This is a genomic window from Saccharothrix sp. NBAS 001 (assembly GCF_056640475.1).
Map to the genome: position 1 here is coordinate 2,572,928 of NZ_CM153251.1, position 23,438 is coordinate 2,596,365.

The following is a 23,438-nucleotide window of genomic DNA, read 5'->3' on the forward strand; positions in this document are numbered from 1 at the left end:
CCCCGGAACCCGTTGCCGGACAACGGTCCTGACCGACCGGTGCGCTCCCCGTCCACTGGGCGAACGGCACCAGGCCCACCGTCACGGCGGCACCGCCGGGCACCGGACCCGGCGAGGCCGCACCGGTCCGCCGCGTCGGCACCCCTCCGGCCGACGCGGCGGAACCCCGGCCGGGCGCGGTGCCCGGCCGGGGTTCCGGCGTGACCTAGTTGGTGAAGACGACGTCGACCCAGTAGTTCGGGCCGTAGTTGCCGTTGGTCGCGATCGTCGGGAAGCCCGTGCCGTTGCCGTACACGGACCCGACACCGCCCAACTGCGGGGTGTTCACCGGGAACAGCCAGCGGCTGGAGAGCGACGGGTCGTGCGAGTAGTGGCCGTTGGGCGCGAAGTACGACACGACGTAGCTCGTGCCCGCCGTGACCGAGATCGGCGTGGCGAACGTCAACGTCTGCCAGCCGCTCGCCGATTCACCGGAGAACGTGCCGGTGGCGAGCTGCGTGCCGGTCGTGGTCCACAGCGAACCGGTGTGGGTGCCGGTGTTGCCCGCACCCTTGTAGAACCGCACACCGGTCACCTGGCCGTCGACCGCCGGCGTGAACCGCAGACCCAGCTCGTACGGGTTGCCGTCCGCCGTCTCCGAGATCTGCGGCGTCTCCGCGGTGCTGAACACCGAACACGGACACGCCGCGTCACCCGTGGTGAACGACCAGTTCAACGTCGCCGCGGTGTTCGCGCTCGGGTCCCACGCCTCCACCGACACGCGGTAGTTGTTGTTGCGGGACAAGGGCGCTACCGGCGTCCAGACGAGGGTCTTGTCGTCGTTGGCCAGCGTCAGGTTGCCGCGCAGCGGGACACCCCAACGGGTCTCGACGCGGAACTTCGTGCCGGTCAGGCTGACCGCCTCGTTGAACGTCGCGGTGACCGTGCTGCCGACCCCCACGCCGGTCGCGTCGTTCGACGGCGTGTAGCCGGTGTTCACCGGGGCCGTCTGGTCGGCGTAGGGCGTGAAGTTCACGTCGACCCAGAAGTTGCCGCTGTAGAAGTCGGTCGGGAACGCACCCGTGGTCGTCGAGTACCGGCCGTTCGCGTACGCGCCGGACGCCGTGTACAGCGGACCCGACACGACCGGGCTGCGCCGGTCGAAGTAGCCCGGGTCGTAGGAGTACACGCCGTCGGGCGTGGTGTAGGAGGCGACGTAGATCGTGTTCGCCTTGACCACCAGCGGCGGGTCGAGCGTCAGCGTCTGCCAGCCGGTCGCGGTCTCGTTCGTGAACGTCCCGGTCGCCAGCTTGGTGCCGGAGTCGTTCCAGATCGAGCCCGTGTGGGTGCCGGTGTTGCCCGGACCCTTGTAGAACTTGATCGCGCTCACCACGCCGTTGTACGGCGAACCGAACCGCACACCCAGCTCGCGGGCGTTGCGGACGCTGCCGGACTGCACCTCCGGCACGATCGCCGTGCTGAACAACGACGCCGTGGTCAGCTCCACGGCCTGCGTGGTGAACGACCACGTCACGGGGGCCGCGATCACGTTGCCGTTGACGTCGGCCACGTTCACCGAGACGTTGTAGTGCGTGCCGGGCGTGAACGCGCCGTTCGCCGTCCACGTCGCCGACTTCAGGTCGCCGGACCACGCGGTCGTGCCCGACAGCGACGCGCCGCCGTCGTCGGTCACCCGGATCTGCGCCGTGGTCGTGTCGATCGCCTCGCTGAAGCCCGCGGTGACCGAGGCGTCCAAGGCCACGTCGGTGGCGTTGGGCGCGGGCGCGCGGGTGTCCAGCGTCGGGCGGACGTGGTCGCCGTTGGTGCCGTTGCGGTAGACGACGTCGACCCAGTAGTTCGACGCGAGGTGACCGGTGGACGGGAACCCGCCGCCGTACTTGTACACGCCGTTGGGCACCGCGATCGAGTCGATCGCGGCCTGGATCTGGCCGTAGCCGATCGGCGTGGTGGAGCTGAAGGCACCCTGGTCGGCCGCGTAGTGCCCGTTGGGCGCGTAGTACGACACGACGTAGTCGGTGTTGGCCTGCACCACCACGGGGCTGGAGAACGTCAACGTCTGCCAGCCGACGGTGCTCTCACCGGTGAACGTGCCGGTCGCGAGCTGCGTGCCGGAAGACGACCACAACGTGCCCGTGTGGGTGCCGGTGTTGCCGACGCCCTTGTAGAAGCGGACGCCCAGCACCTCGCCGCGGCCGGTGAAGCGGACCCTCGTGCCGAGTTCGACGGCCCCGGAGTCGTTGGCGCTGGACTGGGTCGGCGTGGCGAAGTCGTCCCAGATCGTGCACGGGCAGTCCGCCGGGCGCTGCGCACCCGTGGTGAACGTCCACGTGTACGCCGTGGTCTGGTTGCCCGCCACGTCCTTCACCCGCACCGACGCGGTGTAGGTGGTGCCGGCGGCGAGCGCGGCGTTCGGGGTCAGCTTCGCCGTGGTGCCGCTGCCGACCACCGAGGTCTGCGCGGCGACCGCGCCACCCGGGCCGGTCAGCGTGAACTCGACCGCCGTCGGGTCGAGCACCTCGTCGTAGGCGGCGGTGATCGACGGGCTCAGGCCCACGCTGCCCGCGCCCGCCAGGGGAGCGGTGGACAGCTGGTCGGGCGCGTGGGTGTCGGGACCCGCCTCGGTCGCCCACACGACGTCGACCCAGTAGTTGGCGTCGTTGGCGCTCAGGTCCGGGTAGCCCGCGCCGCCGCGGAACACGCCGTTGAAGCCCTCGGTGCCGGACTGGAGGCCGGTCAGCGGCTCCAGGTAGCGCGCCGACGTGCCGAAGTAGCCGGAGTTGAGCGCGAAGTGCCCGGTCGGGGACAGGTAGGAGACGACGTAGGTGGTGTTCGCCGCGACCGCCACCGGGGACGAGAAGATCAGCGTCTGCCAGCCGGTCGCGGTCTCGTTGGCGAACGTGCCGGTCGCCAGCCGCTGCCCGGCGGTGTTCCACAGCGAGCCGGTGTGGGTGCCGGTGTTGCCCGAGCCCTTGTAGAACTTGACGCCGCGCACGTAGCCGGCCGCGCCGGAACGCCACTTCACGCCCAGCTCCAGCGCCGAGGAGTCGGCGACGTCGGGGTTGGCCGGGACGTCGGAGTCGTTCCACAGGCTGCACGGGCACGCGCGCGGCGCGACCGTCGGACCGGCGGTGGTGATGCTGGTCTGGGTGTGCGTGGCGTCCACCGTGCGCGCGGACAGCTGCGCGGTGCCGGACGCCTTAGGGGTGTAGGAGGCGCTCCACGTGGTCTGGCCGACCGTCCACGTGGCGTTCTGCCAGTGGGCGCCGTTGTCCGACGACACCTCGACCCCGGCGATGCCGGCGTCGTCGGACACCGTGCCGCCGAACGTGTAAGGCGTGCCGACCGTGGCTCCGGCCGGTGTGTCGGTGATCGCGATCGACGGGGCGGCCTGCGCCGCCGGCGTGATGGTCACGACGGGCACGACGGCGGCGAACACCGCCGCCGCGAGCAGCCGCGCCCAGCCGGGTCTGTGTCGGGTACCGGGCAATGACATGTGTTTCTCCCCTCGGGGCCCTGACGGCCCTGGTCACACGTCGGGAATCGGCTCGGCCGGAGTGCCCGTTACCGAATTCGGGGGCGGTCCTTCGGTCTTGGGGTTGAATGGTCGAACGGCCGGCGGAATTGCCTCACCCGAAGTGGTGACGAGGTCGCCTGCGGATGTTCGCGGCCAGTTGGGACGGCTGGCCGCATGATCCGGTCCAGAGGGAGTCTTTGCAGGTCAAGTAACTTCACGACGGGAGCGATTCCAGACCGCCGATTGCGGTCCGAATTGGCCGACTGTCGTATTCCAGTGCTCTGTTCGCGGTTGCTCCGAACGAGTCGAGGGGGTTCTCGAAATCGACCTCGGTTCGGTATTGCCGCCGATCCGGCGGGTGTCCACCGGATCGGTTCACCGGTTTCCGCGACGGGTTCGGCCGAATGGCTTTCGCCGAACGGCCGGCTCCGCCGGAGAGCGGGTCCGAACCGCGTCGGGCCCGCGGTGCGGGCGCGCTGGCCGTGCCCGCACCGCCCCGGCAGGACACCGCGCCGACCGCGACCCGGCCACTGGTCCCCGGTGCGAGGCTGGGGGGACCGGAGAACGCCGAGAAGGGTGGGCCGTGATGGTGGTCGGACAGGTGGTGGTCGTCGGCGCGGGCGTCTACGGCGCGGCGGTGGCCGCGTCGTTGGCGGACCGGGGCGCACGGGTGACCGTCGTGGACGCGGGCGCTCCCGCCGGCGGCACGTCCGGCGCGACGTTCTCGTGGACCAACTCCTGCGGCAAGCAGCCCCGGTCCTACCACGACCTGAGCGTGGCCGGCATGGAGGCGCACCGCAGGCTCGGGGTCGAGGGCGACTGGTACCACGAGGGCGGCAACCTGGAGTGGGCCGACGACGAGGCGGGCCGCGCGGTGCTGCGCCGCAAGGTGGCCGCCGTGCAGGACTACGGGTACGAGGCGCGGTGGCTGGACCGGGCCGGTGCGCTCGCCCTGGAACCCGACCTGGACCCGGCGTCCGTGCCCGACGACGGCATCGCCTACTTCCCGCGCGAGGGCTGGGTCGAGCCGGCCCGGCTGATCGGCCACCTGCTGTCCCGGGCCGCCGGCCGGGGCGCGGAACTCGTGCGCGACGACGCCGTCACCGACCTGGACGTGGCCGACGGGTCCGTGCGCTCGGTCCGGCTGGCGTCCGGGCGGCGGCTGGCGGCGGACGCGGTGGTCGACTGCGCGGGCCCGCAGGCCGCCCGGATCGCCGAACTGGCCGGGCTCACGCTGCCGATGCGCAACACGCACGGCGTGCTCGTCTACACCTCGCCGGTCGCGGTCGCGGTGTCCCGCGTGGTGCACGCGCCGGACGTCCACCTCCGCCCGGACGGGGCCGGGCGGCTGCTGCTGCACAGCCACGAGATCGACGGTGCCGCGCGCGTCTCGGCGAACGGGGACACCCGCGTCGACCGGGCGGCCGTCGACGCCGTGATGGCGGCCGGGCGCGCCCTGTACCCCGGCCTGCGGTCGGCGACCGTGGAGAGCGTCCGGGTGGGGGAGCGGCCCATCCCCGGTGACGGCCTGCCGGTGCTGGGCCGCGTGGTCGGGCTGCCGAACTTCCACTTCGCGGTCTCGCACAGCGGCGCGACGCTGAGCGTGCACGCGGGCGACCTGGTCGCCGCCGAGGTGCTGGGCGAGGACCGGGGCGACGCGCTGGCACCGTTCCGGTTCGAGCGGTTCCCGGCGACCTCGGGGGCCTGATCATGCACGGAGCAGCCGCGCCGCCCGGGACAGCGCGACGGTGTGGTCCGAGCGGTCGTAGGTGCCCTCGGCGGATGCGAGGGTCAGGCTCAGCCCGCGCGCGTTGCGGGCCGGGTAGTCGGCGAGCGCGGTGAAGCGGTCCACGACCAGGCACGGGTGGCGGCCGAGGAACGCGTCCAGCGCCGACCGCCCGGCCGCCGGGAAGTCCGGCCACGAGTCGATCTCCACCCGGAACAGGGCCACCCCGTCGGCGGCGAGCGCCGCCAGGTGGTCCTCCCGGGAGAGCAGGTGGCGGTCGTCGGGCAGTACGAACAGGCCGTGCGCGATCACCGGCCGACCGGCGACGGGCAGCAGGTCCGGGCGGGCGTCCCGGTCGTCCGGACCGAGCGGGAGTTCCACGAAGTCCGGCCCGGTGCGCGCCACCAGCGCCCGCACCTCGTCCGGCCCGTAGGCCGAGGTCCGGTCGAACGCCAGCGCGACTCGTTGGTGCGCCGGGACGTCCAGCGCCTCCCACTGCTCGACGGTGATCGCGTACCCGCCCGGCGTCGCCGTCCGGGTCAGGCAGAACCCGAGCACGTCGGCGCGGTGCAGTGCGTCGACCTGCCGCTGCGTGGTCACCTGGTGGACGCTGATCACCTGTCGCCCCCGTCGCGTCGAGTGCCGTGCCGGACACCGTGCACTGTAGACACCGATCATGGCGACGACCGGCGCGTGAGGCGTCCACCGGACCGACGTCGGCGGACCCGAGATGCGGACCTCCCAGGGCACGCCGGACCACGCTGCGCCGACGTCACACCAGCCGGGGTGTCTCGTCGACGGCGAGCGTGAACACGTCCGGCCGTGCGTAGTGGCCGACCGGGTCGAAGTCGAACCGGGCGCGGGCGAGGTCGTCGAGGTCGAGGTCGGCGGTCAGCACGCCCTCGCCGCCGCGCAGCGGCCCGGCCAGGACCGCGCCCAGCGGCGAGACGATCATGCTGCCGCCCGCGATCAGCACGGTCGCCGGGTCGTCGCCCTGCACCGGGCGCACGTCGGCCGGCTGGTCGGCCCGCGTGACGTACTGGTTGGCGCTCAACACGAAGCAGCGACCCTCGCGGGCCACGTGGCGCATGGTGACGCCCCACTCGTCGCGGTCGTCCACGGTCGGTGCGCACCACAGGTCGACGCCCTTGGCGTACATCGCGGTGCGCAGCAGCGGCATGTAGTTCTCCCAGCAGATCGCCGCGCCCAGCCGTGCCCGGCCGGTGTCGAGGACCGGGAGGGTGGAGCCGTCGCCCTGGCCCCAGAGGAACCGCTCGGCGGCCGTGGGCACGAGTTTGCGGTGCAGGCCCAGGTAGCCGTCCGGGCCGAAGAACAGCGCCACGCAGTACAGCGTGCCGCGCCGGCGTTCGATCGCGCCGACCACGACGTGGCAGCCCAGCTCCCGGGTGAGCGCGGCCAGCCGGTGCGTCTCGGGACCGGGCACGGCGATCGCCGAGTCGTGGTAGCGGCGGAACAGGTCGCGGCCCTCGGCCGTGCGGGCCCCGACCGTCACGCCGAAGTCCAGGCCCTTGGGGTAGCCGCCGAGGAACGCCTCCGGCAGGACCACCACCTCGGCCCCGTCCTCCGCCGCGCGGCGGACGAACTCCTGCGCCCGGTCGAGGTTGTCGGCGGTGTCGAACAGCCGGGCCCCGGCCTGGACGACGGCTGCGCGCACGGTGCTGGTCATGCCCGTGACGCTACGCGGTGTCACCGGGTCGCGGCCGGCGGCGACGACCCGGTGACCACCGGGGCCGGTCAGCCGGCGAAGTCGACCTCGCCGGTCTTCACGGTGGCCGCCGTGCGACCCGGCGCGGTCTGGAACGACCAGTACAGGTTGGTGTGGGCGATGACCTGGTCAGGGGCCGGCGCGCCCCACGCGGACAGGTCTTCGGTGGTGTGCGCGTCGGAGACCAGGGTGGCGTCGTAGCCCCGGACGAACGCACCGTGCAAAGTGGACCGCACGCACGCGTCGGTCTGCGCGCCGACCACGACCAGCCGGCCGACCGCGAGTCCCGACAGCACCTCTTCCAGCGCGGTCTCCTCGAACGAGTCGCCGTACCGCTTGGCCACCAGCGGCTCGGCCGCGTCGGGCTCCAGCTCCGGCACGATCCGCCACTGGTCGCTGCCCTGCGGGAGTTCGTCGGACGAGTGCTGGACCCACACCACCGGAACGTCCTCCTGGCGCGCCTTCGCCACCAGGCTCCCGATGTTGCCCACCACCGAGTCGCGCTCGTGCGATCCCGCCATGACGCCGTTCTGCACGTCGATGACGACGAGCGCGGTGTTGGGCCGCTTGTCCAGGGTGGTCATGATCGTGCCTTTCCCCGCAGTCGAGTGTCACCGCCGACACTAGTCGCATCCGGCGGCGGGCACGGCGGATCGACCGCCCGAGGTCGATCCGCCTGTGCGCCAAGGGGTTCGGCACTCACCGTGAACCGGCGGTCACGCGCCCGGGTCGCCCGGACACCGCCACCCGCCCGGCAGGAACGTGAGCAGACCTCCACGAGCCGGGTTCGGCGGATCCGGTCCACCGGGCTCCCACTCCGCGCCCGGCGCCACCGGGTGGCCCCGCAGCCCCCTCGGGGCACGGGCCGGTCGGGCCGACGGAACACCCGGTTGAGCTAGAGACACACCCCCGCGCCGCCCACCAGGATGGCTGTCGTGCCCAACGAGACGATCACGGTCCAGACCGCCCACGGCCCGGTTTCCGGACTCGTGGAGGCGGATTTCGCGCACTTCCGGGGGATCCCGTACGCCGCGCCGCCGACCGGGGAGAACCGGTTCGCCGCGCCCGTCCCGCCGCGCCCGTGGACCGACGTGCTGCCGGCGCACGGGTTCGGCCCGCCCGCGCCCCGGCCCGTCGGCGGACCGTTCGACGAGATGCTCAGCGGCCGCGACCCCCTGCCGGGGGACGGGTGGCTCAACCTCAACGTGTGGACGCCGGACGTGCACGGGCGGGCCCCGGTCCTGGTGTGGATCCACGGCGGCGCGTTCCTGCGCGGCTCGTCCGGCGGCACGATGTACGACGGCGCGGCGTTCGCGAAGGCCGGCGTGGTCCTGGTGTCGTTCAACTACCGGCTCGGCGTCGAGGGCTTCGGCTACATCGCCGACGCGCCCACCCCGGCCAACCGCGGCCTGCTCGACCAGGTCGCGGCCCTGGAGTGGGTGCGCGACAACATCGCGCGGTTCGGCGGCGACCAGGGCAACGTGACCGTGTTCGGCGAGTCGGCCGGCGCGATGAGCATCCTGACCCTGCTGTCGCTCGACCGGGGGCTGTTCCACAAGGCCATCGCGCAGAGCGGCACCGCGCACGTGGTGGAGACCGTCGCCGACGCCGCCCTGGTGACCGGGGCGGTCGCCGCGCAGCTCGGCGTCGAGCCGACGGCCGCCGGACTGTCCGGAGTGGACATCGCCGACCTGATCGCGGCGCAGACCACCGTGCACAACCTGGTCGTCGGCACCGCCGACGCCGCCCGGTACGGCGAGAGCACCATCCAGACCTGCGGCATGTCGCTGGTGCCGGTGGTCGACGGCGAGCTGGTGCGCGCCCGGCCGATCGACGCCATCGCGGCCGGCGCCGGGCAGGACGTCCCGCTGCTCATCGGCACCACCACCGAGGAGCACCGGTACTTCGTGCTGACCCAGGACTGGGAGGGCACGCCGCCCGAGGCGTGGGTGGAGCGGCTCGCCGTGTACGGCGTCCCCGACCCGGGCCGGCTCTACGACCGCTACGCCGAGGGCACCACCGCGCACTACCAGCGCGACACCCCGGCGGAGGTGTTCTCGGCGGTGATGACCGACCGGCTGTTCCGGATCCCCAGCCTCCGGGTGGCCGAGGCCCGCAAGGGGCACGCGCCCACCTACGTCTACGAGTTCGGTTGGCGCACCCCGAAACCGTCCCTCGACGGCGGCCCGCTGGGCGCGTGCCACGTGGTGGAGCTGCCGTTCGTGTGGCACACCCTCGACGCGCCGGGCGTCGCCGAGCTGGTCGAGGACGGGCCCGCCGAGCTGGCCGACGAGGTGCACGGCCGGTGGGTCGAGTTCGCGGGCACGGGCGAGCTGTCCGGGTGGGGCGCGTACGACGACGACCGGCCGGTGATGGTCTTCCACCCGGAGGGAGCCGGGTCCGGGGTCGTGCCGGACCCGCGAGGAGCGGAACGGGTCCTGTGGGACGGCGTGCTCGGCCCGGAGTGACCCGGCGGGATTCCCGTCGACCGCGCTTGTCACACCCACCGGAGCACGCCACGGTGAACCCCGTGGACATCGATCCGGTGGGGTGGCGGGACGCGGACCACGCGGCAGGGCACCGCAACGAGCTGACGTCCGACTCGGTCGACACGGCCGTCCAGGTCGGTGTGCTGCACGGTGGCCTGCACCTGTCCACACCCGGCGAACACCCCGTGCCGCGCCAACTCCCGGCACCGCCCGCGCACTTCACCGGACGTGACGACGACCTGGCCCGCCTCGACCTCGCGCTGGGCGGGGAGGCCACCGGCACGGTGGTGATCTCGGCCGTCGCGGGCGCGGGCGGGATCGGCAAGACGTGGCTCGCGCTGCACTGGGCGCACCGCAACGCCGACCGGTTCCCCGACGGCGTGCTGCACGTCGACCTGCGCGGGTTCAGCCCCGACGACGAGCCGGTGCCCGCGGCCGTCGCGGTGCGCGGGTTCCTCGGGGCGCTGGGCGTGCCGCCGGCGGCCGTCCCGGTGGCCGAGCACGCCCAGGCCGCGCTGTTCCGGACCCTGGTCAGCGGCCGGCGGATGCTGCTCCTGCTGGACAACGCGGCCGACTCCGCGCAGGTCGAACCGCTGCTGCCCGGTTCGGCCACGTGCGTCGTGCTGGTCACCAGCCGCCGCAGGCTGCTGGGTCTGACCAGCGCGTTCGGCGCGCGGCAGGTGCCCCTGGACGTGCTGCCGGAGAGCGACGCCCGGGCCCTGCTGGACCGGCGGCTCGGCCCGGCCCGCACCTCCCGCGAACCCGGTGCGGTGGCCCGGCTGGTCGCCGACTGCGGTGGATTCCCGCTCGCGCTCAGCATCGTCGCCGGCCGGGCCGCCGCCCACCCCGGGTTGCCGCTGGCTGCCGTGGCCGCCGAGTTGCGCGAGGCCGGGCTCGACGGCCTGGACGACGGCGAACCCGCCGCGAGCGTGCCGGTCGTGCTCTCCTGGTCCTACCGGGCGCTGCCGCCGCGTCACGCCGAGATCTTCGCGCTGCTGGGCGTCGCACCCGGCCCGGACATCGGCGTGGAGGCCGCGTCCCGCCTCGCGGCGCTGCCGGTCCGCGACACCCGGGCCGCGCTCAACGCCCTGGAACAGGCGTCGCTGCTCGTCCGCGACGGCACCCGGTACCGGATGCACGACCTGGTCCGCGCCTGCGCGCGGGAGCACGCCGAGCGCGACCTCGCACCGCGCGACCGGACGTCGGCGCTGTCCCGCGTGATCGGGTTCTACGCCCACACCGCGCACGCCGCCCACCTCCTGCTCGAACCGCACGACGCCCGCGTCGACCTGCCCGCGTCGGACCACCGGCCGCTGCACCTGGCCGGTCACGCCGAGGCGTTGGACTGGTTCACCGCCGAGCACGCGTGCCTGCTGGCCGCCGTCGGCACCGAGCGGCCGCCGTGGCTGCTGGCATGGGCGTCGACGGCGTTCCACCGATTACGCGGGCTGCTCCGCGACGACCTGCGGGCGTGGTCGGTCGCCGAACGCGCCTGCGGCGACGATCCCGCCGTGCGCGCCCTGGTCCACCGGCACCTGGCGAACGCGCTGGTCCGCGTCGGGCGGTGCGGCGAGGCGCGGGTCCACCTCGGCCGGGCGCTGGACGCGACCCCCGACCCCGGCGCGCGCGGACGCACCCACCGGATCTTCTCGGTGCTGCACGAACAAGAAGGCGACAACGCGTCGGCGCACGCCCACGCGACCTGGGCGCTGGAGTGCTTCCGCGCGGCCGGCGACCAGGTCTGGGAAGCCGACACCCTGGTCACGGTCGGCTGGTGCGCCGCGCTGCTCGGCCACTACGAGGAAGCCCGCCGGCACTGCGTCGAGGCGTTCCCGGTGCTGACGCGCCGGCACCCGCCGGGCGCGGCGGACGCGCTGGACACGTTGGGCTACATCGCCCACCACACCGGCCGGCAGGGTGAAGCCCTGCACTACTTCCGCCTCGCGCTGACCGGGTACCGGGAACTCGGCGACGTCTTCCACGACCCCGACACGCTCGACCGCACCGCCCACGTGCTGACCGCCCTCGGGCGGCCGGCCGAAGCGCGCGAGGCGTGGCAGGAGGCGTTGGCGCTGTACCGGGCGCAGCAGCGGATCGAGGACGCGGCCCGCGTCCGGTGCGCGCTCGTCGCCGAGGACCCCGCGTCGATCGCCTGGCCGTACCGCCGTCGATGACGTCGGCGGTGTCGCGGACTTCCGTCCGCCGCCGTGACGTCCACCCCCGGTCCGGTGCTCGCTGGTGTCCTTTTCGGACGTTCGGGCGCGGGACGGCGATCGTGGTGGACGCGGTCCGGCGTGTGCTCGACGGGCGGTGTGGACGGTTCCAGACCGGAGACCGTCAGCGCGCCGGACCCCCTCCGACCGTCACTGGCGGCGGCGGAGGTTGCCGTCGTCCAGGCGGGCGTTGACGAGCTTGCCGAGCAGGCCGACGAGTTGGTGGCGTTCGTCGGCGGTGAGCGTCTCCGCCCAGTAGCGCTCGCGTTCGTTGTAGACGGTGAACGCGTCGACGAACTCCGCGCGGCCCGTCTCCGACAGGGTCACCACCTGGGTCCGCCGGTCGCGGGTGGACTCCACCCGGTCGATCAGGTCCTGGGTGGCCATCTTGTCCAGCAGCGCCGAGGTCGCCGCGCGGCTCATCCCGGCCAGCCGGGTCAGGTCGCGGGTCTCCAGTTCGCCGTACATGAACAGGATCAGCAGCAGCTTGAGCGACGGGGCGGCGACCGAGTCGACCTGTCGCAGCGTCCGGTACAGGTCGTAGAAGACCACGTCCGTGGCGCAGCGCAAGGTCATGCACAGTCGCATGGCCTCGTCGTCGATGCCGTCGACGCGGGCGGGCACGACCGAGACGGCCTCGTCGATCAGCGACCACATCGTGGTGTCCCGCACGGCCCGCGCGTTCGGCAGTTCGTCACTCGGCAATGGCTCGACCCAGCTCGTGTCGGAGGGGCGCCCGACGCCGTGCGGCACCGGGACGGGGTGGTGGCATTCAACCACCACCGTAAACGTCAACAAATTGACCGTCAACATATTGACAAATCTGGACCGGCCTCGGAGCCTGTTGCGACACACCCCGTCGACCCGAGAGCCGTCGACGCGTCGGTTGCCACCACCGCGAGAGCACGGAGATCCGCCGCATGATGAGGTACCACTCCCTGGGCACCAACGGCCCGAAGGTGTCCGCCCTGAGCATCGGCTCGTACCACACCTACGACCGGATGCCGCACGACGAGATCGTCGAACTCCTGCGCGCCGCCCGCGCCGCGGGCATCACCTGGTTCGACGTCGGCCACTACACCTCCGCCGCCCGCCCGGACGCCCCGGTGTCCGAGACCGACCTGCGGTTCGCCGCCGCGCGGGAGGACGCCGGCATCGCCCGCGACGACTACTTCCACACCCAGAAGCTCTGGTACGGCGGCCCGCGACCGTCCTTCCGCGACCAGCTCGCCGCCTCGCTGCCCCGGTCCGGTGTGGACGCCGCGGACTGCGTCATCTACAACCCCGACACCGCCTACTACTTCGACACCCCGGTCGACATGCCCGCGATCGTGCGGGAGATGGCCGACCTGGTCGAGGCGGGCCTCACCCGGTACTGGGGCATCAACCACGCCACCCCGGCCGAGGTCGACCAGGCGTGCGCCTACGCCGACGCCGAGGGCCTGCCCCGGCCCAGCGTGCTCCAGCTGCCCTACTCGGCGATCGCCCGCAAGATGGCCGAGGACCCGGTCCTCGCCGAGGTCGTGCGACGCTGGGACCTGGTGTTCCAGCCGACCAACGTGCTCGCGGTCGGCGTGCTCGCCGGACGCCGCGCCGAGCGCAGCGAACGCCCGCTCGGACCGTCGGGCATGACCCGGCACGCCGAGCACGTCGGCGAGCTGTTCGCCGAGCGCGCCGAATCGCTGGGGGCGACCGCCGCGCAGCTGGCCATCGCGTTCGTGCTCAGCCACCCGCGCACCGCGTCGGTCCTGTTCGGCACGAGCAGCACCGCCCAGCTCCAGGCCAACCTCGGTGCGCTCGACCTGCTCGCCCGCGTCGGCACCGACGGCATCCGGGCCGCCGTCGCGGACCTCCCGCAGAACCCGGACGAACTCACCGTCGGTCAGCTCGACGGCCAACCCGCCGTCGGCTGACCACACCACTGGGGGACGACCAGGGGATCCACCCTTCCGGAGAAAGGCACGACCCGTGAGCCCAACCACCACCCGAAGACTGATCGCCGTGGCCGCCGTGGCCGCGCTGGCGGTCACGTCGTGCGCCAGCGAACGCGACAAGGGCGCCGCCGGCGGCGGACCGTCCGGCACGTTCGTGTTCGCCGCCGCGTCCGACCCCGTCGCGCTCGACCCGGCGTTCATCAGCGACGGCGAGAGCACGCGGGTCGCCAACCAGATCTTCGAGGGCCTGGTCACGGTCAAGCCGGGCACCGCCGAACCCGCGCCCGGCCTGGCCACCTCGTGGACCCAGAGCGACGACGGCCTGACCTACACCTTCCAGCTGCGCAAGGGCGTCCAGTTCTCCGACGGGACCCCGTTCGACGCCGACGCGGTGTGCTTCAACTTCGAGCGCTGGCACAACTGGACCGGCCCGCTCCAGGCGGAGAACATCAGCAACCTCTACCAACTGGTCTTCGCCGGGTTCAAGACCAGCGACAACCCGTCGCTGACCAACGGCCTCTACCGGGGCTGCCAGACCGGCCAGGACTCCGCCACCATCACCCTGACCCGGCCCTACGGCAGCTTCATCCCGGCGCTGGCCATTTCCTCGTTCGCCATGCAGAGCCCCGCCGCGCTCAACCGGTTCAAGGCCGACGAGCCCGGCCAGGGCGGCGACGTGCGGCGCAACGAGTACTCCACCGCGCACCCGACCGGCACCGGTCCGTTCGTGTTCGAGTCCTGGGAGAAGGGCCAGCGGGTCACCCTCAAGGCCAACCCCGGCTACTGGGGCGAGAAGGCCAAGGTCGACAAGGTGATCCTGCGGATCATCCCGGACGGCACCGCGCGGCTGCAGGCGTTGCAGAGCGGCGAGATCGACGGCTACGACCTGGTCGCGCCCGGCGACGTCGGCAAGCTGGCGGAGGCGAAGTTCCAGGTCCTGCCGCGCGAGCCGTTCAACGTGCTGTACCTGGGCCTCAACCAGGCCGACCCGCTGCTGGCCGACCTCAAGGTGCGCCAGGCCATCGCCTACGCGCTGGACAAGCAGGCGATCACCACCCAGACCCTGCCCGCCGGCACCAAGGTCGCGAACCAGTTCATCCCGCCCGCCGTCAACGGCCACGCGGCCGACGGCGTGCCCGCCTACGACCACGACCCGGCCAAGGCCAAGGCGCTGCTGGCCGAGGCGGGCGCGACCGGCAAGACCGTGAAGTTCAACTACCCGACCGGCACCTCCCGGCCGTACATGCCCAGCCCGGAGGACACGTTCGTGGCCATCCGGTCCCAGCTGGAGGCGGTCGGGCTCAAGGTCGAGGGCGTGCCGGAGAAGTGGAGCCCGGAGTACCTCCAGCGGATCAAGTCCGACCCCGGCCACGGCCTGTACCTGTTGGGCGGCACCGGGATCATGAACAGCGCCGACACGTTCCTGGGCATCTTCTTCGGCCGCAAGACCGTCGAGTGGGGCTTCGACGACGCGAAGCTGTTCGCCTCGGTCGCCGCCGCGCGCGGCGCGCGCAACCTCACCGAGCAGGGCACCGCCTACGCGCAGGTCAACCGGGACGTGATGGCGCTGCTGCCGGGCATCCCGGTCGCGCACCCGGTGCCCTCGCTCGCGGTCGCGCCGAAGGTCTCGGGCTACGTGACCAGCCCGCTGGCCGCCGAGGTGTGGAACACCGTCCAGGTGAGCGGCTGACGACGTGATCGCGTTCATCGCCCGGCGGCTCGCCCTGGTCGTGCCGGTGCTGTTCGGCCTGAGCGTCCTGCTGTTCGTCTGGGTGCGGCTGCTGCCCGGCGACCCGGCGCGGGCACTGCTCGGCGAGCGGGCCACCCAGGAGGGCATCGACCAGGTCAACCGGCTCTACGGGTTCGACCAGTCGATCCCCCGGCAGTACGCGCTGTTCCTCGGCCGGTTGGTGCGCGGCGACTTCGGCGCGTCCATCCGCACCGGCCAGGACGTGGCCGCCGGGTTCCTGGAGCGGTTCCCGGCGACCGTCGAGCTGGCGGTCGCCGGGCTGGGGTTCGCGATCGCGCTCGGCATCCCGCTGGGCTACCTGGCCGCGCGCCGGCGGGGCAGCGTGCTCGACCACCTCTCGGTCGGCACCTCGCTGCTCGGCGTCGTGGTCCCGGTGTTCTTCCTGGCCTACCTGCTCAAGTGGGTGTTCGCCATCAAGCTCGGGTGGCTGCCCAGCGCCGGGCGGCAGGACGTCCGGCTCGACGCCACCCACCCGACCGGCCTGTTCGTGCTCGACGGCGTGCTGACGGGGGAGTGGGACGCGGCCTGGGACGCGGTGCTGCACCTGGTGCTGCCCGCGCTCGCGCTGGGCGCGATCCCGCTGGCGATCATCGTCCGGATCACCCGGGCGGCCGTGCTGGAGGTGCTCGACGAGGACTTCATCCGCACCGCACGGGCGAAGGGGCTGGCCCGGGGGGTGATCCGGCGGCGGCACGTGCTGCGCAACGCGATGCTGCCGGTGTCCACCACCATCGGCCTGCAGGCCGGGGCGCTGCTCGCGGGCGCGGTGCTGACCGAGACGGTGTTCGCGCTCAACGGGATCGGCGAATTCCTGTTCACCGCGATCAACCACCTCGACTACCCCGTGCTCCAGGGCTTCATCCTGTTCATCGCGGTCATCTACGCGGTGGTCAACCTGCTGGTCGACGTCTCGTACTCGATCATCGACCCCAGAGCGAGGCTGCAATGACCGCGTCCTCGACCGCGTCGGCGGGCACCTCGGCGGGCACCGCCCGCAGCGCGCTGCGCCGGCTGGTCCGGAACAAGGCGGCGGTGGTCGGGGCGGTGATCGTGGCGCTGTTCGTCGCGGTCGCCGTGCTCGCCCCGCTGCTCACCCCCTACCAGCCGGGCAGCGCCGAGTGGGCCGGGCTGATCACGCCGTCGTCGGTGCCCGGCCCCGGGCCCGACCACCTGCTGGGCCTGGACAGCTTCGGCTCCGACCTGTTCACCCAGCTCGTCCACGGCGCGCGGCAGTCGCTGACCATCGGCGTCACGGCGACCGCGCTCGGCCTGCTGGTCGGTTCGGCGCTCGGCCTGCTCGCGGGCGGGCTGGGCGGCTGGGTGGACACCGTCGCGATGCGGGTGACCGACGTGCTGCTGTCCATCCCGGCGCTGCTGCTCGCGGTGAGCGTGGCGGCGGTGATGGGCCGCAGCCCGCTCGCCGTGATGATCGCCATCGCGGCGGCGCAGGTGCCCGTCTTCGCCCGGCTGCTGCGCGGCTCGATGCTCGCCCAGCGCGGGCGGGACTACGTGCTCGCGGCCCGGTCGGTGGGCCTGTCCCGCCGCCGGATCGTGCTCGCCGAGATGCTGCCCAACTCGGTCGGGCCGGTGATCGTGCAGGCCACGCTGGTGCTGGCGACCGCGACCATCGAGGTGGCCGCGCTGTCCTTCCTCGGCCTGGGCCAGGCCGACCCGACCGTGGCCGAGTGGGGCCGGATGCTGGTCAAGGCCCAGGCGCGGCTGGAGACCGCGCCGCACCTGGCGCTGCTGCCCGGCGTGTGCATCGCCGTGACCGCGCTGGGATTCACGCTGATCGGCGAGGCGCTGCGCGAGGTCCTCGACCCCAAGAACACGACGAGGTGACCGTGCCGAACTTGTTGGAGATCCGGGACCTGCGGGTGCGGTTCGGCCCGACCGGTCCGCCCGCCGTGGACGGCGTCGGCTTCGACGTCGGCGCGGGGGAGGTGGTCGCGGTGGTCGGCGAGTCCGGCTGCGGCAAGTCCGCCACCGCGCTGGCTGTGCTCGGCCTGCTGCCGCGCACCGCGACGGTGGCCGGGAGCATCCGGTTCGACGGCGTGCCGCTGACCGGGCGCGAACTGGAGCAGCGGCGCGGCCGGGACATCGCCATGGTGTTCCAGGACCCGATGACCTCGCTGAACCCCGTCGTGCCGATCGGCGTGCAGATCACCGAGGTGCTGCTGCGGCACACCGACCTGACCAAGGCCGCCGCGCGGGAGCGGGCCGCCGGGCTGCTGGACGAGGTCGGCATCCCGGACGCGGCGCGCCGGCTGCGCCAGTACCCGCACCAGCTCTCCGGCGGGATGCGGCAGCGGGTGATGATCGCGATCGCGCTGGCCTGCGAGCCCAGGCTGCTGATCGCCGACGAGCCGACCACCGCGCTGGACGTCACCATCCAGGCCCAGGTGCTCGACCTGCTGGCCCGGGTCGCGCGCGGCCGGGGCGCGGCGCTGCTGATGATCACGCACGACCTGGGCGTGGTCGCCGGTCTCGCCGACCGGGTCGAGGTGATGTACGGCGGGCGGGTCGTGGAGACCGCGCCCACCGCCGAGCTGTTCGCCCGGCCGCGCCACCGCTACACCCGGGGGCTGCTCGCGTCCATCCCGACCCTGGACACCCCGCGCGGCACCCGGCTGACCCCGGTCGACGGCTCGCCGTTCGACCGGCTGCCGTGGGACGAGGGCTGCTCGTTCGCGTCGCGCTGCGCGTTCGCCGACGCCGCGTGCCTGGTCGCCGACCTGCCCCTGGTCGTGGACGAGGTCGGCCACGGCGCGCGGTGCGTGCACCCCGGCGACCGGCCGGCGGTCCTGACGCACCCGGTGGACCGCCCGGCGGCCGACCCGGTGCCGGCCGCGGCCGAGGTGCTGGTGCGCATCGAGGACCTCCAGGTGCGCTACCCGGCGCGGCGGACCGCGATCACCAACCGGCCGGCCGAGTACGTGCGCGCGGTCGACGGGGTCAGCCTCGACCTGCCGCGCGGCGGGACCTACGGGCTGGTCGGCGAATCGGGCTGCGGCAAGTCCAGCCTGGGCCGCGCGGTGCTGCGGCTGGAACCGGTCGCGGGCGGCCGGGTGGTGTTCGACGGGACCGACCTGGCGGCGGTGGGGGAGCGCGCGCTGCGCCCGCTGCGGCGGCGGATGCAGATGGTCTTCCAGGACCCGATGGCGAGCCTGAACGCGCGGCAGACCGTCGGCGGCATCCTCGAACAGCCGCTGCGGGCGCACCGGGTCCCCGGCGGGCGCAAAGCGTGGCACGACAAGGTGTTGCTCGCGCTCGACCGGGTCGGCCTGCCGCGCTCGGCCGAACACCGCTACCCGCACGAGTTCTCCGGCGGGCAGCGGCAGCGGGTGGGCATCGCGCGGGCCATCATCCTCGAACCGGACCTGGTGATCGCCGACGAGCCGGTGTCCGCGCTGGACGTCTCGGTGCAGGCGCAGATCGTGAACCTGCTGGAGGACGTGAAGCGGTCGCTGTCGCTGACCACCCTGGTCATCGCGCACGACCTGGCCGTGGTGCGGCACCTGAGCGACACGGTCGGCGTGATGTACCTGGGCCGGCTGGTGGAGGAGGCGGAGTCGACGCGGCTGTACCGCGAACCGCTGCACCCCTACACCCGGTCGCTGATGTCCGCCGTGCCGCTGCCCGACCCGGCGGCCGAGGCCCGCCGGGAGCGGATCATCCTGACCGGCGACCTGCCCAGCCCGACCGCGCCGCCGCCGGGCTGCCCGTTCCACACCCGGTGCCCGGTCCGCCGGGAGACCCGCTGCGCCACCGAGGTCCCGGTGGTCCGCGAGGTCCGGCCGGGGCACCGGGTGGCGTGCCACTGGGTGGACTGACCGCCGGGCGGCCCGGGGGTTTAGGCTCGGACCCGGCGCTGGAGGGTGCCGCCGGGTCCGCGGGCAGGACGGAGTCCACCTCCGCACGCACCGACCGGCCCGCCGACGCTCCCATCGGCCCGGACGCGGACCCCGAGGCCGTGCAGGAGGCGTCATGGCAGACCTGCCGCCGTACCCGGACCTCGACCAGTTGCGCCGCCAGGCCAAGGACCTGCTGCGCGCCGCCCGCGCCGGCGACCCGGCGGCGACCGCACGGCTGCGCGCGGTCTCCGACCGGGTCACCCTGGCCACCGCCCACCTCGCGCTGGCGCGTGAGCACGGTTTCCCCGGCTGGGCCGCGCTCAAGGCCGAGGTCGAGCGGCGCGTGGTGCTCGACAGCCTCGACGTGGCCAGGCTGTCCGCGCTGCTCGCCGAGCACCCCGAGGCCGCCACCACGCGGCTGAGCCGGTGGCGTGACCACCGGCTGGGCGCGGACCCGCTCGGCTACCTGGCCATGCTCCGGTTCGACCGGGGCAGACCCGACCTGACCGGGGTGGGCGCGCTCGCGCGGGCGCTGATCGCCGCCGGCGCGCCCGTCGACGGCCACCCCGGCGACCCGGAGACCCCGCTGATCACCGCCGCGAGCTACGGCGACGCCGAGGTGGCCCGCGTGCTGCTCGACGCCGGGGCCGACGTGGACGCGGTGTCCGCGCCGGACTCCGGCGGGGTGCCCGGCGGCACGGCGCTGGAGCACGCCGCCGTGTTCGGCATGACCGAGGTGGTGGACGTGCTGGTGGCCGCCGGAGCGCGGCCGGACAGCCTGGAGATGGCCGCCGCCGCGGGCGACCTGGCCGGGTGGGACCCGGTGCGGGCCGACCGGCAGAGCAGGCTGCGGGCGCTGGTGTTCGCCGCCGACCACGAGCGGCTCGACGTGCTGGACGCGCTGGTCGCCGCCGGGACGCCGGTGAACGAACCGGACGCCCGGTGGGGACGCCTGCCGCTGCACGTGGCCGCCGGGAACCGCCGCCTGGCGAGCGTGCGCCGGCTCCTGCGGCACGGCGCGGACCCGGACCTGCGCGATCCCGTGCGCCACCGGACGGCCGTGCAGTGGTGCGGTGACGACGAGGTCGCGGACCTGCTCAGGGCCTGACGGTCGGGTACACCTCGGCCCGCAGGAAGGTGCGCTTGGGGGTGTCGCGCCTCTCCCGCATGCGTTCGAGGGCGTGGACGGTGGATTCGGCGAGGTGGTGGGCGTCCTGGACCACGGTGGCGCGCAACGGACCGGTGCCGCTGTCGATCAGGGCCCGCGCCTCCGGCGTCCCGTCCACGCCCACCACCACCGTGTCGGCGGCGTCGGCGGTGCGCAGCGCGTCGACCGCGCCGAGCGCCATTTCGTCGTTGGTGCAGAACACCGCGTCGAACCGGGGTCCGGTGCGGAGGTGGGCGCGCACGGTCTCGTACGCGCGGAGTCGGTCGAACGCGCAACCGTCCTCGACGGTGATCTCCACGTCCGGCAGCGACTCCCGCAGCACCAGCGCGCAGCGGTCCTGCCGGTCCGGGTGCGCCCGGCCGGCGGCGACCAGCACGCGCGGCCGCCGGACGCGCGCGAGGTGGGCGGCGAGCCGGTGGCCCGCGAGCGCGCCGAGTTCGGCGCTGGAGTAGCCGACGAACACCGCGTTGGCGGGGTAGTGGTGGTCCGAGCCGAACGGCTCGACGTCGGTGAACACCACCGGCCGCCCCAGCTCCGCGCAGAACTCGGCCAGGCCCGTCCCCGGCCGGTCGATTTCGGTGGCCACCACGAACCCGCCGACGTAGTCCGCGCGCGCCGCCAGGACCCGGCGCAGCAGGTGCGCCTGGGCGGCCGCGTCGAAGTCCCGGTCGGGCAGCTTGAGCACCAGGTCGATGCCGGCGCGGTCGAGCGTGCGGTGCAGCCGCCGCACCAACTCCGCCAGCCAGTACTTCTGGTGGAACGCGGACGTGACCAGGAACGCCTGCCGCGCCCGCCGCCGACGCCGCGACGTCGACGCCGACCAGCCCGCCGGGTGGACGTGCTGCTCGACGGTCAGCACCACGTCCCGCCCGGCCTGGACGACCGTCCCGGACCCGGACGCGTGCTGCCCGCCCGACGGCACCCCGTCGGGCTCGTGCGCATCGACTGTGGACACGCGGTGATCGTGCCGCACCCGCGCGCACGTCAGTGCGTTCCGGCATCGGGTTGCCCGACTTGGCCCAGCGCGGACACGCTCTGTCGCAGGTGTCGTCCCGGCCGTGCCCGGACCGGGTGGCCGGTCACAACGCGTCGGCCACCGCCACGCCGATCGCGGTCAGCCCGTCCTCCGACAGCGGCAGGGTCTCGCGGCCCGCGCCGGTCCGGTCGAAGGCCCGGCCGTCCTCGCTCACGCGGAAGTCGTCGCTCCCGAAGTTGTACTGCTTGATCGAGTACACCTCGCCGGACGGCCCGTACACCCGCAGCACCTGCACCAGCGTCTGGAACGGCTCGGCCGGTCGCAGCGGGAACAGTTGGAGCACCACCCCGTTCGGCCGGACCATCCGGCGCGGCGGCGCGCAGTTGCCCTCCGACCACAGGTCGGCGTCGGCGGCGGCCCGCGGTGCGACGGTCGCCGTGGCCCGGTCCAGCCACACGCTGCCGGTGCCGAGGTCGTCGGTCACGTCGATCCACCGGTTGTGGCCCTCCGCCGTCGGGGGGACCTTCGCCTGGTTCGCCGGGAACACGTGCGCGCGCACCGCGCTCGCCCGGCCGGGCGCGGCGGCCTCGCCCACGGCGGCCGACCAGGCGGTCTGCACGGCCGGCACCGGCGCGGGGTACTGCCACGCGACCTCCGTCTCCGGCCGGTCGATCCCGCACAGCGGCACCGGCCGGACCTGCCGGTCCGGTGGCGGCGAGGCGCTGTTCGCCGGGCTGAACGTGCCGTACGGCTGCCGCGCGGGCACGTCCAGCGTCGTCCACGGCGGCGGCGGGCCGGTCGTGGTCACGGCCGGACCGCCGCCGCCCGGTTCGGCGGGCCGCGCGGCCAGACCGCCCAGCGCCACCGTGCCGCCCACCACCCCGACCACGGCGAGCACCCCCGCCACCGTCCCCGCGCGGCGCACGAGCACCCGACGCCGACCCCGGCGCAGCACGTCGGCCAGGTCGGTGCGCACGCCGGGTGCGGGGCCGTCGACCTCGGCCCGCAGTGCCCTGCCCAGGCTCTCCTCGTCGTCCCACATCACGCACCTCCTGGGGTCGTGGCCCCGTGGTAGGCGTTGCGCAGCGTCTCCAGCCCGCGCGCCGCCTGGCTCTTGACGGTGCCGGTCGAGCAGTTCATCGCCTCGGCCACCTGCTCGACCGACAGGTCGTGCAGGTACCGCAGCACCAGCACGGCCCGTTGCCGCGCCGGCACCCGCTGGAGCGCGGCCAGCAGCGGCGGGCGGTCCTCCGCCGACGAGGTGTCCGGTGGCACGGAGCCCTCCGGTGGTGCCGCCACGACCTCCTCCCTGCGCCGACCGCGCCGCCGGGAGTCCAGGAACACCCTCGTCAGCACGGTCCGCAGGTAGGCGTCGGCGCTGTCCTGCCTGATCCCCGGCCAGCGCGCGTACACCCGCACGAACGCCAGCTGCGCGATCTCCTCTGCCTCGACCCAGTCGCCGCACAGGGCGTTCGCCGTGCGACGGGTCTGGTCGAAGCGGCTCGCGAAGAACCGGGAGAACTCGTCGTCCCGTCGCATCCCCTCGTCCCCTCAGTCCGGTCGGACCTTCTACGCCGATGTGCCCCGGGTGGTTGCATCGGTGTCCGGGTGAATGCGCTCGTTGTGCGTCACGTGACCTACTGGCCGGGGCCGCTCGGCGGCACCGTCGTGATCATGGCGAACTCTGGTCGGTCGGCACACCTGGCGGCGTGGGTGTGCGACCTCTGGGTACTGCGGCGGTGGGACCTGTGCGCGGTGGTGTGCTGGCAGTTGCTGCTGGCGCAGTTCGGTGTGGTGTGCCTTCTGGTGCGCGCGGTGGTGGTGGCGCTGTGGCCGGTGCGCGGCGAGCGGTCCTGGTGGGAGCGCCTGGCACTGGTCGACGTGCTGGAACTGGCGCTGGACGCGGTGGGCCTGCCGGGTGCGCCGCTGGCGCAGTGGACCGCCGTGGTGATGTGGCTGCACCGCAAGGCGGGGCGCGGGCGTGCCCGGCCGTGGCGCGCCGAGGACTGGCGGGCCGCGATGTGGCGCACCGCCGGGGACCTGGCGTGACCGGGCGGCGGGGACGGGGCCTGCGGGGGACGGGGCCGA

18 protein-coding genes are annotated in these 23,438 nt (G+C 73.8%); 10 read left to right on the top strand and 8 right to left on the bottom strand.

The window, feature by feature from the left end:
• Window positions 1-205: 205 nt before the first annotated feature.
• Window positions 206-3,493, bottom strand: a complete 3,288-nt coding sequence (locus AC0HI0_RS10690) for a DUF4082 domain-containing protein (protein ID WP_480932144.1) — start codon at window positions 3,491-3,493, stop codon at window positions 206-208.
• A gap of 607 nt (window positions 3,494-4,100) precedes the next feature.
• Here AC0HI0_RS10690 and AC0HI0_RS10695 point away from each other — a divergent pair.
• Entirely contained in the window at window positions 4,101-5,222 is a 1,122-nt protein-coding gene (locus tag AC0HI0_RS10695; RefSeq protein ID WP_480932145.1) for an NAD(P)/FAD-dependent oxidoreductase, read from the top strand.
• On the opposite strand, the gene AC0HI0_RS10700 is transcribed toward AC0HI0_RS10695, so the two are convergent.
• The 3 genes from AC0HI0_RS10700 to AC0HI0_RS10710 all read right to left on the bottom strand — a co-directional run bounded on the left by AC0HI0_RS10700 (window position 5,223) and on the right by AC0HI0_RS10710 (window position 7,550).
• A complete protein-coding gene (locus AC0HI0_RS10700) occupies window positions 5,223-5,840 on the bottom strand; it encodes a hypothetical protein (RefSeq protein ID WP_480932146.1) in 618 nt (205 codons plus the stop codon).
• Window positions 5,841-6,012: 172 nt separating this feature from the next.
• Entirely contained in the window at window positions 6,013-6,927 is a 915-nt protein-coding gene (locus AC0HI0_RS10705) for a nitrilase-related carbon-nitrogen hydrolase (protein ID WP_480932147.1), read from the bottom strand.
• Between the two features lie 68 nt (window positions 6,928-6,995).
• A complete protein-coding gene (locus tag AC0HI0_RS10710) occupies window positions 6,996-7,550 on the bottom strand; it encodes a cysteine hydrolase family protein (protein ID WP_480932148.1) in 555 nt (184 codons plus the stop codon).
• Between the two features lie 342 nt (window positions 7,551-7,892).
• Here AC0HI0_RS10710 and AC0HI0_RS10715 point away from each other — a divergent pair, with 342 nt between their 5' ends.
• Both AC0HI0_RS10715 and AC0HI0_RS10720 read left to right on the top strand, forming a co-directional pair.
• Complete coding sequence (locus AC0HI0_RS10715; RefSeq protein WP_480932149.1) at window positions 7,893-9,434, top strand: carboxylesterase/lipase family protein; 1,542 nt, start codon at window positions 7,893-7,895, stop codon at window positions 9,432-9,434.
• A 62-nt stretch (window positions 9,435-9,496) separates the two neighbouring features.
• The gene (locus AC0HI0_RS10720) at window positions 9,497-11,629 is read left to right on the top strand and encodes an ATP-binding protein (RefSeq protein WP_480932150.1); all 2,133 of its coding nucleotides are present in this window, start codon (window positions 9,497-9,499) and stop codon (window positions 11,627-11,629) included.
• Window positions 11,630-11,818: 189 nt separating this feature from the next.
• Here AC0HI0_RS10720 and AC0HI0_RS10725 read toward each other — a convergent pair whose 3' ends face one another.
• Complete coding sequence (locus AC0HI0_RS10725) at window positions 11,819-12,373, bottom strand: MarR family winged helix-turn-helix transcriptional regulator (RefSeq protein WP_480932151.1); 555 nt, start codon at window positions 12,371-12,373, stop codon at window positions 11,819-11,821.
• A 215-nt stretch (window positions 12,374-12,588) separates the two neighbouring features.
• Here AC0HI0_RS10725 and AC0HI0_RS10730 point away from each other — a divergent pair, with 215 nt between their 5' ends.
• The 6 genes from AC0HI0_RS10730 (at window position 12,589) to AC0HI0_RS10755 (ending at window position 20,314) form a co-directional block, all read left to right on the top strand.
• Entirely contained in the window at window positions 12,589-13,581 is a 993-nt protein-coding gene (locus tag AC0HI0_RS10730; RefSeq protein ID WP_480932152.1) for an aldo/keto reductase, read from the top strand.
• Window positions 13,582-13,636: 55 nt separating this feature from the next.
• The gene (locus tag AC0HI0_RS10735; RefSeq protein ID WP_480932153.1) at window positions 13,637-15,292 is read left to right on the top strand and encodes an ABC transporter substrate-binding protein; all 1,656 of its coding nucleotides are present in this window, start codon (window positions 13,637-13,639) and stop codon (window positions 15,290-15,292) included.
• A gap of 4 nt (window positions 15,293-15,296) precedes the next feature.
• On the top strand, window positions 15,297-16,301 hold the full coding sequence (locus tag AC0HI0_RS10740) for an ABC transporter permease (RefSeq protein WP_480932154.1): 1,005 nt from the start codon (window positions 15,297-15,299) through the stop codon (window positions 16,299-16,301).
• A complete protein-coding gene (locus AC0HI0_RS10745; RefSeq protein WP_480932155.1) occupies window positions 16,298-17,194 on the top strand; it encodes an ABC transporter permease in 897 nt (298 codons plus the stop codon). Before AC0HI0_RS10740 ends, AC0HI0_RS10745 begins: the two co-directional genes overlap by 4 nt.
• A 2-nt stretch (window positions 17,195-17,196) precedes the next feature.
• Entirely contained in the window at window positions 17,197-19,185 is a 1,989-nt protein-coding gene (locus tag AC0HI0_RS10750) for an ABC transporter ATP-binding protein (RefSeq protein WP_480932156.1), read from the top strand.
• Window positions 19,186-19,339: 154 nt separating this feature from the next.
• A complete protein-coding gene (locus AC0HI0_RS10755) occupies window positions 19,340-20,314 on the top strand; it encodes an ankyrin repeat domain-containing protein (RefSeq protein ID WP_480932157.1) in 975 nt (324 codons plus the stop codon).
• On the opposite strand, the gene AC0HI0_RS10760 is transcribed toward AC0HI0_RS10755, so the two are convergent.
• From AC0HI0_RS10760 to AC0HI0_RS10770, 3 genes are all read right to left on the bottom strand, one after another.
• Window positions 20,304-21,329 carry a sugar ABC transporter substrate-binding protein gene (locus AC0HI0_RS10760; RefSeq protein ID WP_480932158.1) on the bottom strand — a complete coding sequence of 342 codons (1,026 nt, stop codon included), beginning with the start codon at window positions 21,327-21,329 and terminating at the stop codon, window positions 20,304-20,306. The genes AC0HI0_RS10755 and AC0HI0_RS10760 overlap by 11 nt on opposite strands.
• Before the next feature lie 124 nt (window positions 21,330-21,453).
• Window positions 21,454-22,392 carry a hypothetical protein gene (locus AC0HI0_RS10765; RefSeq protein WP_480932159.1) on the bottom strand — a complete coding sequence of 313 codons (939 nt, stop codon included), beginning with the start codon at window positions 22,390-22,392 and terminating at the stop codon, window positions 21,454-21,456.
• Complete coding sequence (locus tag AC0HI0_RS10770) at window positions 22,392-22,889, bottom strand: SigE family RNA polymerase sigma factor (RefSeq protein ID WP_480932160.1); 498 nt, start codon at window positions 22,887-22,889, stop codon at window positions 22,392-22,394. Before AC0HI0_RS10770 ends, AC0HI0_RS10765 begins: the two co-directional genes overlap by 1 nt.
• 93 nt (window positions 22,890-22,982) lie before the next feature.
• Between AC0HI0_RS10770 and AC0HI0_RS10775 the strand changes: the two genes are divergently transcribed.
• Window positions 22,983-23,399 carry a hypothetical protein gene (locus AC0HI0_RS10775; protein ID WP_480932161.1) on the top strand — a complete coding sequence of 139 codons (417 nt, stop codon included), beginning with the start codon at window positions 22,983-22,985 and terminating at the stop codon, window positions 23,397-23,399.
• The last annotated feature ends 39 nt before the right edge of the window (window positions 23,400-23,438 follow it).

What these genes read in the sequence shown, in the direction of transcription:
- AC0HI0_RS10765 (WP_480932159.1), bottom strand. Translation starts at nt 22,392, where the DNA reads ATGTGGGACGACGAGGAGAGCCTGGGCAGGGCACTGCGGGCCGAGGTC.
- AC0HI0_RS10745 (WP_480932155.1), top strand. Translation starts at nt 16,298, where the DNA reads ATGACCGCGTCCTCGACCGCGTCGGCGGGCACCTCGGCGGGCACCGCC.
- AC0HI0_RS10690 (WP_480932144.1), bottom strand. Translation starts at nt 3,493, where the DNA reads ATGTCATTGCCCGGTACCCGACACAGACCCGGCTGGGCGCGGCTGCTC.
- AC0HI0_RS10695 (WP_480932145.1), top strand. Translation starts at nt 4,101, where the DNA reads ATGGTGGTCGGACAGGTGGTGGTCGTCGGCGCGGGCGTCTACGGCGCG.
- AC0HI0_RS10770 (WP_480932160.1), bottom strand. Translation starts at nt 22,889, where the DNA reads ATGCGACGGGACGACGAGTTCTCCCGGTTCTTCGCGAGCCGCTTCGAC.
- AC0HI0_RS10755 (WP_480932157.1), top strand. Translation starts at nt 19,340, where the DNA reads ATGGCAGACCTGCCGCCGTACCCGGACCTCGACCAGTTGCGCCGCCAG.
- AC0HI0_RS10705 (WP_480932147.1), bottom strand. Translation starts at nt 6,927, where the DNA reads ATGACCAGCACCGTGCGCGCAGCCGTCGTCCAGGCCGGGGCCCGGCTG.
- AC0HI0_RS10710 (WP_480932148.1), bottom strand. Translation starts at nt 7,550, where the DNA reads ATGACCACCCTGGACAAGCGGCCCAACACCGCGCTCGTCGTCATCGAC.
- AC0HI0_RS10730 (WP_480932152.1), top strand. Translation starts at nt 12,589, where the DNA reads ATGATGAGGTACCACTCCCTGGGCACCAACGGCCCGAAGGTGTCCGCC.
- AC0HI0_RS10715 (WP_480932149.1), top strand. Translation starts at nt 7,893, where the DNA reads ATGGCTGTCGTGCCCAACGAGACGATCACGGTCCAGACCGCCCACGGC.